Annotated in this window: 11 protein-coding genes and 1 rRNA gene; all 12 read left to right on the top strand. The window is 36.6% G+C overall.

Annotated elements, in window-relative coordinates; all coding sequences use genetic code 11:
* The first annotated feature begins 183 nt into the window (after positions 1 to 183).
* Positions 184 to 831 (top strand): GNAT family N-acetyltransferase, encoded by a 648-nt coding sequence (locus tag BO222_RS05570; RefSeq protein ID WP_075819126.1) that lies wholly within the window; start codon positions 184 to 186, stop codon positions 829 to 831.
* Between the two features lie 358 nt (positions 832 to 1,189).
* Positions 1,190 to 4,516 carry a type I restriction endonuclease subunit R gene (locus BO222_RS05565; RefSeq protein WP_075819124.1) on the top strand — a complete coding sequence of 1,109 codons (3,327 nt, stop codon included), beginning with the start codon at positions 1,190 to 1,192 and terminating at the stop codon, positions 4,514 to 4,516.
* An 83-nt stretch (positions 4,517 to 4,599) separates the two neighbouring features.
* A complete protein-coding gene (locus tag BO222_RS05560) occupies positions 4,600 to 6,219 on the top strand; it encodes a class I SAM-dependent DNA methyltransferase (RefSeq protein ID WP_233131214.1) in 1,620 nt (539 codons plus the stop codon).
* Entirely contained in the window at positions 6,216 to 6,803 is a 588-nt protein-coding gene (locus tag BO222_RS05555) for a restriction endonuclease subunit S domain-containing protein (RefSeq protein ID WP_075819122.1), read from the top strand. Before BO222_RS05560 ends, BO222_RS05555 begins: the two co-directional genes overlap by 4 nt.
* Before the next feature lie 337 nt (positions 6,804 to 7,140).
* The gene (locus BO222_RS05550; protein ID WP_083647689.1) at positions 7,141 to 7,443 is read left to right on the top strand and encodes a restriction endonuclease subunit S; all 303 of its coding nucleotides are present in this window, start codon (positions 7,141 to 7,143) and stop codon (positions 7,441 to 7,443) included.
* Positions 7,421 to 8,512, top strand: coding sequence for a restriction endonuclease subunit S (locus tag BO222_RS05545; protein ID WP_075819118.1), 1,092 nt, complete (start codon positions 7,421 to 7,423; stop codon positions 8,510 to 8,512). Before BO222_RS05550 ends, BO222_RS05545 begins: the two co-directional genes overlap by 23 nt.
* A 3-nt stretch (positions 8,513 to 8,515) precedes the next feature.
* Complete coding sequence (locus BO222_RS05540; RefSeq protein WP_075819116.1) at positions 8,516 to 9,529, top strand: Fic family protein; 1,014 nt, start codon at positions 8,516 to 8,518, stop codon at positions 9,527 to 9,529.
* Between the two features lie 123 nt (positions 9,530 to 9,652).
* Positions 9,653 to 10,648: a site-specific tyrosine recombinase/integron integrase gene (xerA, locus tag BO222_RS05535; protein WP_075819114.1), complete on the top strand. Its 996-nt coding sequence runs from the start codon at positions 9,653 to 9,655 to the stop codon at positions 10,646 to 10,648.
* 27 nt (positions 10,649 to 10,675) lie between these two features.
* Positions 10,676 to 11,278: a restriction endonuclease subunit S gene (locus BO222_RS05530; protein ID WP_075819113.1), complete on the top strand. Its 603-nt coding sequence runs from the start codon at positions 10,676 to 10,678 to the stop codon at positions 11,276 to 11,278.
* A gap of 231 nt (positions 11,279 to 11,509) precedes the next feature.
* Positions 11,510 to 12,526: a macro domain-containing protein gene (locus BO222_RS05525; protein WP_075819111.1), complete on the top strand. Its 1,017-nt coding sequence runs from the start codon at positions 11,510 to 11,512 to the stop codon at positions 12,524 to 12,526.
* Between the two features lie 334 nt (positions 12,527 to 12,860).
* Positions 12,861 to 13,505, top strand: a complete 645-nt coding sequence (locus BO222_RS05520; RefSeq protein WP_075819109.1) for a vWA domain-containing protein — start codon at positions 12,861 to 12,863, stop codon at positions 13,503 to 13,505.
* Between the two features lie 696 nt (positions 13,506 to 14,201).
* A 16S ribosomal RNA gene (locus BO222_RS05515) occupies positions 14,202 to 14,303 on the top strand; the annotation flags it as partial.

Here is a 14,303-nt window from a genome sequence, read left to right as displayed (position 1 = left end):
TCTTGCTTAATTTGTTAAAGAAATCTGAGTGAAAGAATGGCTGATTTCTCACTGAGCGACTATTAGATGAGTTGAGTGATTCAAAAGGACTTCTAACGAATAGAGATTATGCAGTAAATGATGAAATGTCGGTTAAGATTAATTTTAAGTTTATGAAAGAAACAGGAAAAGAGGCAAATTTTAATGAACAAAATGAACCATAATAAAACTCTTGAGCAAAACAGAAAGCCAGTCGTCCTGGATGATAGCTACCCCTATGAAGAATTATTGATGATCATTCCTTCTGAAAAGATGGACGAAATCACTAAACCAGATCTTCCTGATTCAGTGCGGTTTGCCAAAATATCCGAAGTAAAAGATCTCAAAAACAAATGGGCAGATTTGATGAGACGGTTAAAGTTTCCTAATGATATTCCAGAAGAAGAAATATTTGATCGAATGAGAAACCAGGATCCTGAGTTTTTTGACTCACACCTGTTCGCTTTACTTTCAGAAGATGATGATCTGGTGTCTGTTGTAGGAATATGGCCTGGAAGGCATTTTGAAGATGGAATGCGTGTTCACTGGATGATGAGCTCTCCTGATTATCAGTCCAAAGGATACGGAAGAATGGTACTGCAGCAGGCAATACACCAATTCCATCAGGAATTTCCAAACAAGAGTCTTTATCTGTCGACTCAGGCTCAATCATGGCCAGCGATTCGGATGTATAAAAAAATGGGTTTTGGTTCCTATGAAGAAGATTGCTTAACCACATCGAAAGAAGAAAATGTTAAGCGATGGGAAAACGCAAGAAGACAAGTGCTTGCTAAAGAGGGAGTTGCAATCTAATCCCTCCTTGATTATATTGCTTGATTATAAATTCAAAAAGAGACGGGATTTGCAACAACATATAGTTAATATTTCGATCACTAAAATATACTCAATGAAACAATGACCTCGGGATATGTTCTGAGGTCTTTATTTTTTTGGGGAAAAGCATAATGAAAATGCCTGAAAATGAAAAATCGAAGCGAGGCGAACAGATGTGGAACCTATGGCCAACAAATCTTTGTAGTAATAAATGACATCCAAACACAGTGATGTTCATCCTTTTAAAAAATTTAGGATACAATAAACCTGACTACGGATTGAAATTTACAGACAGCTGAAGATTCAACTGATCATACTTAAGGAAGGCAGGGATGATATGACAAATTTTGACTACCTTTTGCCGATTAAAGAATTCGCTCCCTTTGTTAAACCGGCAAGAGAAGCTGAGCTGGTTTATCCATACAGTAAAGTCAGCTCCATGTTCAATATTCGAAAATCGATTGAACTGACACTCAAATCCCTTTGCGCAATGGAGAATATTTCTGCAGGCGACAATCCCAAACTTATCGACTTGTTAAAGCATTATCAGATTCGTGATTTGATGCCATTTCAGCTGCTCAAGAGCCTGGATCTAATTAGAAAAGCGGGAAATGCGATAGTTCATGAAAATAAGGAACCTTCTGAAACAGCAGTGAAAATCAGTCTGCGGACTCTTTTCGAGCTGCTTGACTGGATGGCCTACAATTATGAACCTCCAGGATCAAACATTTATCAGGAAGGCCGTCAATACAATCCAGAATTGCTGAATCCAAAAGAGAAACTACAAAAGATTGAACTCCCTGCAGATAAACCAATAACAAAAGAAGAAAATGCTAAACAGCTTGAATTGATTAAACAGCTTAAGGAACAGCTTTCAGCAGCAAATCAGCAATTGAATAATCTCAAGAAGCCGCCTTACGTAGAACCTATTCCGGAAGCAGAAACCAGAAAACTCTATATTGACCTGATGCTTGAAAATGCTGGATGGGTTAAGGGAAAAAACTGGCTTGAAGAAGTTGAAGTTTATGGTATGCCAACAAAATCTGGCAAAGGAAAAATCGACTATGTCCTTTATGGAGATGATGGAATTCCACTTGCCATCATTGAAGCCAAGAAAACAACAGTTGATCTTTATGAAGGAAGTCAGCAGGCTAAATTGTATGCTGATCAGCTCGCGAAAAAGTACAAACGGCGTCCGGTTATCTTTTTAAGCAATGGAATCCGATCATCTATCATTGACAATGATTATCCAGAACGAAGAATTGCTGATTTTTATTCGAAAACGGATCTTGAAAAGTATTTTAACCTTCGCAAACTCAAACAACCTCTTTTTCCGGTTCACAGCGACGATAAGATTGCTGGACGTTATTATCAGAAGGCTGCCATTCAGGCAATTTGCTCTGTACTTGATAAGAAAAAGAGGAAAGCTCTTCTTGTTATGGCGACTGGTTCAGGAAAAACAAGAACTGCTGCAGCATTGATTGATTACCTGATCAAAAAGGGATGGGTAACAAATGTCCTGTTTCTTGCTGATCGAACCATGTTAGTCAAACAGGCCAAAAAGGCGATTACCGACAATCTGCCAAATGTATCAGTAACCAACTTATGTGACAATAAGAAAGAGCCCGATGCAAGAGTCGTCTGCTCAACTTATCAGACCATGATCGGATTAATCGATACTTACAGCGACGAAAATGGACGAGTCTTTACGCCGGGCCATTTCGATCTGATTATCTGTGATGAAGTTCACCGCTCAATCTATAACAAATTCAAAGACATATTCACCTATTTTGATACTCCAATTATTGGGCTGACCGCAACGCCAAAAGAAGATATTGATCACAATACCTTTGAATTGTTTGATGTCGAGCAAGGAGATCCAACCTATGCCTATACGCTTGAACAGGGCGTAAAGGATCACTATCTGGTGGATTATGAAACCGTGGAAACGGGAACAAAATTCATCAATGAAGGAATTACCTACGATGATCTGACGGAAGAGGAAAAAGAAGATTACGAAGACCAGTTTGAAGATGAGGAAGGAAAACTGCCTTATCACATTTCAGCTTCTGAAATGAACAAGACTCTTTTCAATAAGGATACGATCCGTAAGGTTCTTGGTATTCTGATGCAGGAAGGTTTGAAAGTTGATTACGGCAACAAAATTGGAAAAACTATCATCTTTGCCCGTAACCATAAGCATGCTCAGATGATTCTTGATGTATTCAAGAGTGAATATCCTGAGCTTGGAGATGATTTTGCTCAGATCATCGATAACTATTGTTATGATGTGATGCATTTAAAAGAACAGTTTGAAAATCCGAATAAGCTTCCACAGATTGCCATATCGGTCGATATGATGGATACAGGAGTCGATGTTCCAAGCATCCTGAATCTGGTTTTCTTTAAAAAAGTGATGTCGAAAGCAAAATTCTGGCAGATGATCGGACGGGGAACCAGAACCTGTCCAGGACTGATTGATGGTAAAGATAAAAAGGTTTTCCGAATTTTTGATTTCATGGGCAACTTTGAATTTTTCAGAGAAAACAAGAATCCAATTGAAGCTAGAGGGGCCATTCCAATTCAGGGAGCCATCTTTAAAACCATGTTTGAGATGGTTTACAAGCTTCAGGAACCAGAATATCAGACTCCTGAACTTCAGAAATATCGAGAGCATCTTGTTGATATTATGTCGAGGCAGATAAAGAATCTGAACCGATCGGCTTTTAATGTTGTTCAGCATCTTGAATTAGTAGACCGCTATTCGAATCCAGAAGGGTATAAGAATCTGAAAAAAGCGGATATTAATAAGATTACAAAAGAACTAATTCAGCTTATACAGTCATCAAGTGATCACATAACTGCTACCCGCTTTGATTCCTTGTTATATGGAATTGAATTGGCTGGATTATATGGAAAGAAATCTAAAGCGGCTTTTCAAGATCTACAGTATAAAGCCAGTCAACTTCAGAGTTCTTTGATGGATATTCCAGAAGTTAAAGCACAGGAAAAACTGATCAACCATTTAGTTGAAACTGAAAACTTTGATCAGTATGAAATCGATGATCTGGAAAACATTCGAAATTCATTGCGAAGCTTGATGAAGTATATCAATCCGGAAAAGATTACTTTATATGAAACAGACTATAAAGATCTGCTTCTTGATCCAAAGATTACCCAGCGTGATATTCAGAGTATTGAACTAAAGAGCTATAAACAAAGAGCTGAAACTTATATCCGTGAACATCAGGATGCAGAAGCAATTCGCAAATTGAAAAATAATGAAGAACTGACCGAAAAGGATATTAAACAGCTTGAAGGAATCATGTGGGATGAACTAGGAACCAAAGCGGATTATGAAGCTGAATTTGCAAGCAGACCGTTAGGTGAATTTGTTCGAAGTATTACAGGTTTAAATCCTGTTGCAGCAAAAGAAGCTTTTGCAAAATATATTGATGAAGCCAGCCTTGATGAAGATCAGATCAATTTCCTGAATCAGGTCATTGACTATATCACTTACAATGGCACGCTAAAAAAGCAGGTTCTAATGCAGTCTCCATTTAGTGATTTCGGGGGAGTCATGTTATTTTCCAATGACCAAAAGAAATTGGAATCTATTACTAAAGGAATTGAGGATATTAACCGAAAAGCCTTATTCAACTGATTTAATTCGGAGCAGCGAAGTTATACCATGCTTACTTTGATATAGATTATTTTGATATTCGTTAATTTGTGAAATAATCAAGCATGAATACAATCAAAAACAGGAAAGGAGCAATACCTTTCCTGTTTTTCTTCCAGCCAAATGGAAAGGAATTGAATGAAATGATTACTGGCGAACTGAAAAATAAAATTGACAGTCTGTGGGAAATATTCTGGACTGGAGGTCTGACCAATCCACTTGACGTAATAGAACAGATGACCTATCTGATGTTCATTCATGATCTTGACGACTCAGATAATGAACATAAAAAAGCAGCAAACATGCTGGGAATCGACTATCAAAGCATTTTTGAAGGAAAAGAAGAAATCAACGGCAGGGAAATTGATAAAGAAAAACTGAAATGGAGTACCTTTCATGACATGGGCGCTGAACAGATGTATCAGAACATGTCTGAATCAGTATTTCCATTCATCAAGAACCTGGATGGCAATAAAGACAGTGCCTATTCCACCTACATGCAGGATGCGATTTTCAAGGTTCCTACGCCATTGATGCTTCAGAAGATCGTAACCGCAATGGATGGAATTTATGAAAAGATGGATGCTCCGGATGCACGTGGAGATATCTATGAATATCTGTTATCAAAAATCTCGACAGCTGGAGTAAACGGTCAGTTCAGAACTCCAAGACACATTATTCGAATGATGGTTGATCTAATGGATCCCAAACCTGATGACATGATCTGCGATCCAGCTGCTGGTACCTCTGGTTTCTTAGTTGCAGCAGCTGAATATTTAAAAGAAAACAAGAAAAAGGAAGTATTACTCAACCCGGAAAATCGAAAGCATTATATGAACGAGATGTTTACCGGTTTTGATATGGACCGAACCATGCTTCGAATTGGTGCCATGAACATGATGACTCATGGTATTGAACATCCAAATATTGAATATCGGGATTCTCTGACAGATCAAAATCCTGACCGTGAAAAATATTCTTTGATTCTGGCTAATCCTCCGTTTAAGGGAAGCCTTGACTATGACAGTGTATCCAATGATCTTTTAGAAACCGCAAAAACTAAGAAAACAGAATTGCTGTTTCTCGAACTGTTTTTAAAGATGCTTAAAAGGGGTGGGAGAACAACCTGCATCGTTCCAGATGGAGTGCTTTTTGGTTCATCAAAAGCTCATAAAGCCATTCGAAAGGAAATTATTGAAAACAATAAACTGAAAGCAGTGATTTCCATGCCTTCTGGGGTATTCAAACCTTATGCCGGAGTTTCCACTGCAATTCTGATTTTTGAGAAAACTGGTTATGGTGGAACAGACGATGTCTGGTTCTATGATATGAAAAACGATGGATTCAGCCTGGATGATAAAAGATCACCAATCACAGAAAACGATATTCCAGATATCATTGAACGGTTTAAAAATATTGATCAGGAAAAAGAACGAAAGAGAACTGAACAAAGCTTCTTAGTTCCTAAAGAAGAAATTGTTAAGAACGATTATGACCTCTCCATCAACAAATACAAAGAAGTTGTCTACGAAAAAGTTGAATATCCACCAACATCAGAAATCCTGACTCAAATTAACATTCTGCAAATGAAAATTCAGCAAGATCTTAAAGAATTGGAACAGATGCTTGGAACTGATGTTTTAGATGCAGAATTTACTGAAAAGAAGGGGAATATGGAGAAATGAGGCCTATTGAATATAAAAAGCTCAAATTAGGAAAGCTAATTAGGCCTTCAAAAACTAAAAGAGCTGGTTCTAACGATTATCCAGTTCTTTCTATGACCTCTCGGTCTGGGATAATCAAACAAAGTGAAAGATTTAAAAAGTCTATCGCTTCTGTTGACAAGAGCAATTACAAAGTTGTTGAACGAAATCAGTTAGTGATCGGCTTTCCAATGGATGAAGGAGTTTACTACATTCAGAATACTGTTGATCGCGGAATCATGAGTCCAGCGTATGGAGTTTGGGATATCGATCAAAAAGTAGTTCTACCAAAGTATCTTGAACAATATCTTCATGGCCCAAAAGCATTGGAATATTTTAAGCAGAAACTAAGAGGAACGACAGCAAGAAGAAGAGTTGTGCCAACCGAACAGATGCTTGATCTAGAAATTCAAGTTCCAGAAATAGAAATTCAAAAAGCAGAAATTTATATATTAATTCTCCTGGATAATTTAGTTAGAGAACTACTCGAATATAAAAACAAATTGGATGAACTTGTCAAATCCCGACTTTGCGGTTGGATACATATGCTTTTTCTAATCGGTTAAATTTCTACGTGTTTGGGATAACGAAAGAGGTTGATGGAAATGAAATTGGTAAGATTAGGCGACTTAATAGAACAGATTCGAGGGATTTCATATAAGCCTTCATTTATTAGACAAAAAGGTGATCCAAATGCTATCGGGTTGTTGAGAGCTAATAATATCAAAAATAACATACTTACTTTTGATGATTTAATTTACGTCTCGAAAATTTAGTTTCTGAACGGCAATTACTAAAAAAGCTAGACATACTGATTTGTGGATCTAGTGGAAGTCAGAACTTAGTTGGTAAGTCGGCTCAAACAGAAAACAATCTGGATTATAGCTTGGAGCATTTTGTAAAATTGTTAGAGTGAAAGACAATACGGTAAACCCGAATTATATTGGATGTTTTTTTAATAGTGAAAAATACCGACAAGTTATTTCGGAGAGTTCAGTAGGAGTGAATAATAAAAATATCAGAAATAGTGATATTGATGAAATAACGATCCCTCTTCCTGATATAAAGAAACAAGATGAAATTGTCGATAAAATCAATAAAGTTAAAAGTCTTATTCAAAAAAAGCCAAAAATACTTGATCAACTATCAGTATTGGAACGATTCCAACAAACAGAGGTATTCAATGAGAAAAGTGAAGCTAACTGATATATGCCATCCAAAGCAATGGAAAACAATAGCCAAAGAAAAATTTATAAAAGAAGGTTACCCGATTTATGGTGCTAATGGAATAATTGGTTATTCAAATATCTATAACCATGAAGATAGAACAATATTGATAACCTGCCGAGGAGCAACATGTGGACGGATTAATGTCAGTCAACCTTTTTCATATATCAATGGAAATGCAATGTGCTTAGATGATTTATCATCTGATGTTTTTCTAGAATATTTGGAATTGTTTCTTCGAAATTATGATTTTAACCAAATAATTTCTGGTTCAGCTCAACCTCAAATAACTATTGGTAATTTATCAAAAATAGTGATTCCAATCCCAGAGTATGAAAAGCAGGTTCAAATTGCTCGTATTATAAAATCTGTAGAATCCATTATTGAAGCTAATGAGAAATTAAAACTATTATTAGATCAGCTTGTAAGTTCCCGATTTATTGAGATGTTCGGTAATCTAAAAACAAATGAAAAAGATTGGCCAATAAAGCTTATTAAAGAAATTTCTGAGTGTATTGCGGGTGGAACTCCGTCAACTACAAAGCCAGAATATTGGGTTGATGGTGTAATTCCTTGGATGAGTAGCGGTGAGATAAATAAATTCCGAATTTCATCAACCGAAAAAAAGATTACACAAATTGGTTTTGATAATTGTAGTACAAAGTGGATTCCTGCTCAAACTGTATTAATAGCTTTAGCTGGACAAGGTAAGACTAGAGGGAAAGCGGCTATTACTGAAATCCCTCTCTGTGCTAATCAATCAATAATTGCTATAAAGGCTAATAAAAAAATCGATCCTGAATTCTTATTACAATATCTGACGCTAGAGTATGATAATTTACGAAAAATATCGAATGGAGATGGAGGCAGAGGAGGGCTGAATAAACGGATTTTAGAGAATTATCCTCTGATGATACCTCCTCTAAAATTACAAAGAGAATTTGCCGAATTTTCTAGGAAACTAGACAAATCAAAATTGGCTATCCAACAAAGCATTGATCAGCTTGAAACTCTAAAGAAAAAATTGATGCAGGAGTACTTTGGTTAGCAAATGTATACCGATAAATATACTCCACCATATGAAATAACTGATATCATTTCTAATCAATTGGTTGAGATAGGGGAATTAGTCGGAATCTACCATGGTGGACTAAAATCTGCGTCAATTCCACATCTCAGAAAAGACAATAAGATACAAACTGTATTTTCATCTTTAGCCATTGAGAACAATCAACTTTCCGAAGAACAGGTTTCTGCCTTACTGGAAGGCAAGCGGGTATTAGGAAAACAGAAGGATATATTAGAGGTTCAGAATGCGTTCAGAGTTTACGATATGCTTTCTGATCTTGATCCTTATTCAGAACAAGATTTTTTAAAAGCTCATGAAGTGTTGACTGAAAATCTGGTATTTCAGGCTGGAAATTACAGAAAAGGAGAAGTTGGAGTCTTTCAAGGAGATGCAGTTATTCATATGGGATCTCCAGCTGATCTTGTTCCACACTTAATGAATCAGCTATTTACATGGCTTAAAACCTCAAGAGCTCATCCGTTGATCAAATCGTGTGTTTTCCACTATGAAATGGTTTTTATCCATCCGTTTGAAGATGGAAACGGAAGAATTGCCAGATTATGGCAGTCGAATATTCTTCGATTATGGAATCCGGTATTTGAATTCCTTCCTGTAGAAACGCTGGTTTATGAAAATCAGGAAGACTATTACAAAGCGATTCAGATTAGCGATCATGAAGGAAATTCAACCGCTTTTATCGAGTTCATGCTTAATATGATTTCAAAAGCTTTAAAAGAAGCATCAGTTAAAAACTTCAATGATGTTAATATTGATGTTAATCCTGATGTTAATAAACAGGACTTAGCGGAAAGAATACTTAATCTGATTGAACAAAGCCCAAAAATCCGAATAAAAGACATTCACAAGCAATTGGGCATTTCTGCAAGTACAGTCGACCGCAGAATAGCTGAACTTAAAAAAGCAGGGATTTTGATTCGTAAAGGAAATAAGCGATCCGGGGAATGGATAGTCATTAAGCATACGAGTCAAAAATAAACCTATATCAACAACTATGATTTAAATAAAGTGGATTCAAAAATTATTTTCAATAAAGCCGTATCAGTTGTTAGCTGAGCGGCTTTTATACTGTATAAGCAACTTAGAAGGAGATAATTCACCATGAAAGAACAGTTAATTGCAGATATAACTCGGGAAATGATTCCTGTTTTGAATAATGCGCAGTTATTAAAACTACAGGAAGTATTAGAGCACTGTTTCTGGAAGGTGAAAGTTGAAAAAGATGATTCTGTTGAAACGGATGAAAACGTGCGAACGAATGAAGAATTTCTTGATCTGTTCATAACTGCAAAGTCTATTGAAGGATGCAGCCAGAAGACTTTACGCTATTATCGGGCGACTTTAAAAAAGCTTTTTGAATTGCGTGATGAACATATTACTCATATGACTACAGAACATCTACGCGATTATCTATCAAATTATCAGAAGATCAATAACTGCTCTAAAGCTAATATTGATAATATCCGTCGAATTCTTTCAACCTTTTTTGCATGGTTGGAAGATGAGAACTACATCCTAAAAAGTCCAGTTCGCCGAATCCATAAAATCCGTACCGCAAAAACAGTCAAGGAAACTTATTCAGACGAAGCTTTGGAAACACTCAGAGATAATGCAGATAACCTTAGAGATCTGGCATTAATCGATATTTTAGCCTCCACTGGAATGCGAGTTGGAGAGCTGGTCCAACTTAATATCGAAGATATCGATTTTGAAAATAGAGAATGTATCGTTTTTGGTAAAGGAAGCAAAGAAAGACCAGTCTATTTTGATGCCAGAACAAAGATTCATCTCAAAAACTATATTGAAAGCAGAAATGACTCTAATCCAGCATTATTTGTTTCGCTGATGGAACCTCATAATCGTTTAGAAATCAGTGGAGTTGAAATCAGACTCAGACAGCTTGGTAAAAAGCTGGGTATTGATAAAGTACATCCTCATAAGTTCAGAAGAACCTTGGCTACTAAAGCGATTGATAAAGGAGTTCCGGTTGAACAAGTTCAGACATTACTTGGTCATGCAAAGATAGACACAACAATGCAATATGCAATGGTCAGTCAGAATAATGTGAAGATCAGTTACCAAAAATTGATAGCTTAAATCCGATAAGAATATAGTCTAGCAATAATGAAATATCGGATTTCAACTTCTCTTCTCAATCAGTCTAAAAGTTTCAAATCCCGATTTATTGAGATGTTTGGAGATCCTCTAACTAATCCAAATAACTTTGAGATAGCAGAAATCAGAGAAGCTTGTAGAAAGATAATTGGTGGGGGAACGCCTTCGAAGCATCATCCAGAATACTATGACGGTACTATCCCCTGGGTCACTCCAAAAGATATGAAGTCGAAAAAAATAATGGATAGCATCGACCATATATCAGTGGATGCAGTCAATAATTCTTCTGCAAAAAATGTTCCTCGTAATTCAGTTTTGATGGTTATTCGAAGCGGAATTTTGAAACATACTTTACCTGTCGCAGTAAATGATGTAGAAGTAACTATTAACCAAGATATGAAAGCTTTTATACCTTCAGAAAAAATCCTTCCACTGTTTCTATGTAATTACTTTAAGATGATTGAAAAGGATGTTTTATCTGGAGTTAGAGGTGTTACAGCAGACAATATTGATTTTAAAGAATTCCAAAAACGAAAAATTATAATCCCTCCAGTGAAGTTACAAGAAGAGTTCAGTCATTTTTACGAATTAATCGACAAATCAAAATATTAAGGATGAATGAAACATCCTTAATAGACACCTATGTAAATAAGGTTGTGTAGTAATGTTGTTTAAAATTTTGTAATCACTACTTATCAAGATATTTTGGCATTTCCTAAGCCTTTAGTGGGATTGCGACTCGGAACTTTTCTTGCGGTCAATAATTAAATGGAACTGTTTTGTCTGATTGCTGACCTACTGGTAATCTGGTTGATACAATCAGAGCAGAACGGAGGTTTTTTAATGCCTTTTCATATAATCCGTCAGGATATTACCAAGATTGATACTGATGCTATCGTCAATGCCGCTAATACTTCACTGCTTGCTGGTGGGGGAGTTTGTGGAGCAATTTTCAAAGCAGCTGGAGAAAGAAGTCTTTATTCTGCATGCAAGAAATTAGCTCCCATAAATACTGGACAAGCTGTAGCTACCTCTGGTTTTAAGCTGCCCGCAAAATACATTATTCATACTGCTGGACCAATTTACTCAGCTTCTAAAGCTAAAAAATGCCGCCAGCAACTTAAAGACTGTTATCTGAATTCACTGAAACTTGCTGATTCTATGGGACTGACGAGTATTGCTTTTCCACTGATTTCATCAGGGATCTATGGTTATCCAAAAGCTGAAGCACTCGAAGTGGCTCAGGAAGCTATCAACGATTTTTTACAAAATTCTGACTCTGATATGGAAGTCTTACTGGCAGTTTTTGATCAGAAGTCCTTTGAGATTTCAACCAATCTTCTTGATCAGGTTGAATCCTATATCGATCAAAACTACGTTGATCAAAGTGAGAAGGAAGATATTCGTTATCGATCTTTTACAGGAATGATGTCACCTTCGTTTGTTGAGTCAGCCGCTAAATCGGATGTTTTTTTCGATGATTTAAATTCACTTCCATTGGATCATCTGCTTGATGATCTTGAAATACCTTTTAATGAATACTTGCTGAAGCTAATCGATTCGAAGGGAAAAACGGATTCGGATGTATATAAGAAAGCTAATATTGACCGAAAATTGTTTTCAAAAATTCGAAGTAATCCAGACTATACACCGAGGAAAAGAACCATTCTTGCATTGGCTTTCGCCCTTGAACTGACACTTGAAGAAACACAGGAGTTGCTTGAACGCGCTGGATATGCACTAAGTCATGCTAAAAAATTCGATGTGATTATTGAGTTTTTCATTCAATCAAGTCGCTTTAACATTTTTGAAGTAAACGATGTTCTGTTTAAGTATGGACTTCCTGGACTTGGGAGTTAACTATCGATCAGCCTTGATTGCTTTTCTGAATATTGAACAAAATCAAAGTCTGCAATTTTTTTAAGCCGATAGATAATTAGAGGACTCTGTTGACTTTTCTGGTAGGCGATCGAAACTGCAGACTGGAAATTCAGCTGATTATTTAAGAATCATCCTTAATGGGTTGGAAAGAAGCAATTGTCTTTCTTTGGTTACTGGTTAAGCCAGGACGATTTATTCTCCTCAATACGGTGGCGTTAGATTATTCGAATTAAGTATTGTTGTCGCTTTTAAAGTGACCTTTTCATATCGACTTTTCTTTAGACTGAAATCAGCTGGAGAGGAGATCTGAACTATGAAGAAACTAACAGAACTTGTATTTGTGCTTGACTGCAGCGGATCCATGCATGGTCTTGAATCAGAGACGATCAAAGGATTTAATACCATGCTATCAAATCAGAAGGAAATTCATGCTGCGACCTATGTCACAACCGTTCTTTTTAATGATAAATTGAAGTTTTTACATGATGGTGAAAAGCTGTTCGAGGTTTTCCCAATGAGAAAAGGAGACTTTCGTGTCGGTGGAACGACAGCTCTTCTTGATGCCGTGGGTCTGACGATTGATAAAATCGAAAAACGAATCGAAAGCGGATTTCAAACTCTGGATTCAAGGAATGTACTTTTCGTCATAATTACCGATGGAATGGAAAACGCAAGCAAACTCTATACTTTGGAAAAAATTAAAAAGAAAATTACAAAGCTGCAAAAGAAATACGGCTGGGAATTTATCTTTTTGGGTGCCAATATTGATGCCATTCAGGCAGCGGCTGATATCGGAATTCAGGCGGATCATGCTGCAGATTATTCAGCAGACGAACAAGGTACAATGCTCAACTTTGAATCCGTTTCTATGGCTGCTGCTGGTATGCGGCTAGGAAATACACAGACCAAAGAGTCACTCGATGCCGTGCGGGATTATTCCAAAAGAAGAAATCACTGATATATTCCGTCTATAAGTGGAAAGACCAAAATAACTTTCTATCTTAAATCGAAGGAATGTATTGAATTACCTCAAAAATCTGAAGATCACGAACCAACCATCAAATATGCGCTGCCGTTTATCTCCTTAAACTATTCCGGTAGCGTTTTTATGGTGTATTGACTATCTAACCAAACTATTCGTATGATGAATCCGCATAGCGAAATTTTCAGTTCAAAGAAAAATTGAGAAAACAGGTTGATTTGCCGGCAAATAGAGAGTAAGGTAACAAAGCTGTTTGATGAAAACAGAATTGATCAGCAGCTTTAGGTATCTAATCTCCTTTATCTAAGGGCAGAAATCTTTATTTGTGAAAAATTAAAAATAATTCACAAAAAGGGTTGACCGATGATTGCTGGAGTGGTATTCTTAATGAGCCTTGTGAGAGACGGCTTGTTTCTCACAAGTGAAGCCTTCTTCTGATTGTGAAATTCAAAAAGAAATTCACAAAAAAGTCTTGACTTTGATCAGGACAGGGAGTAAGATAAACAAGCTTGTGAAAGATAAATGAATCTTCACAAATAACTCGTTCTTTGAAAACTTTACAGACAGTATGTACAAGTACCAATTGGTACAGGTTAAACAAACAAACCAAGTACAAGTCAATTCAACCTGAACAATCACAAAGTAAAAAAACGCAAAAGCGTTGAGTCAAATCAAATGGAGAGTTTGATCCTGGCTCAGGATGAACGCTGGCGGCATGCCTAATACATGCAAGTCGAACGGTATCTTTGGATACAGTGGCGAACGGGTGAGTAA

Origin of the sequence: Ileibacterium valens (genome assembly GCF_001945525.1) — a bacterium.
Lineage (GTDB): Bacteria > Bacillota_I > Bacilli_A > Erysipelotrichales > Erysipelotrichaceae > Ileibacterium > Ileibacterium valens.
Note: the sequence above shows the minus strand (reverse complement) of the source record. Positions and strands in the feature narration are given on the sequence as shown.

Excerpts from the sequence above, each read along its gene's own strand:
- BO222_RS05525 (WP_075819111.1), top strand. The coding sequence starts at position 11,510 with ATGCCTTTTCATATAATCCGTCAGGATATTACCAAGATTGATACTGAT.
- BO222_RS05570 (WP_075819126.1), top strand. The coding sequence starts at position 184 with ATGAACAAAATGAACCATAATAAAACTCTTGAGCAAAACAGAAAGCCA.
- BO222_RS05520 (WP_075819109.1), top strand. The coding sequence starts at position 12,861 with ATGAAGAAACTAACAGAACTTGTATTTGTGCTTGACTGCAGCGGATCC.
- BO222_RS05530 (WP_075819113.1), top strand. The coding sequence starts at position 10,676 with ATGAAATATCGGATTTCAACTTCTCTTCTCAATCAGTCTAAAAGTTTC.
- BO222_RS05545 (WP_075819118.1), top strand. The coding sequence starts at position 7,421 with ATGAGAAAAGTGAAGCTAACTGATATATGCCATCCAAAGCAATGGAAA.
- BO222_RS05565 (WP_075819124.1), top strand. The coding sequence starts at position 1,190 with ATGACAAATTTTGACTACCTTTTGCCGATTAAAGAATTCGCTCCCTTT.
- xerA (WP_075819114.1), top strand. The coding sequence starts at position 9,653 with ATGAAAGAACAGTTAATTGCAGATATAACTCGGGAAATGATTCCTGTT.
- BO222_RS05540 (WP_075819116.1), top strand. The coding sequence starts at position 8,516 with ATGTATACCGATAAATATACTCCACCATATGAAATAACTGATATCATT.
- BO222_RS05555 (WP_075819122.1), top strand. The coding sequence starts at position 6,216 with ATGAGGCCTATTGAATATAAAAAGCTCAAATTAGGAAAGCTAATTAGG.
- BO222_RS05560 (WP_233131214.1), top strand. The coding sequence starts at position 4,600 with ATGAATACAATCAAAAACAGGAAAGGAGCAATACCTTTCCTGTTTTTC.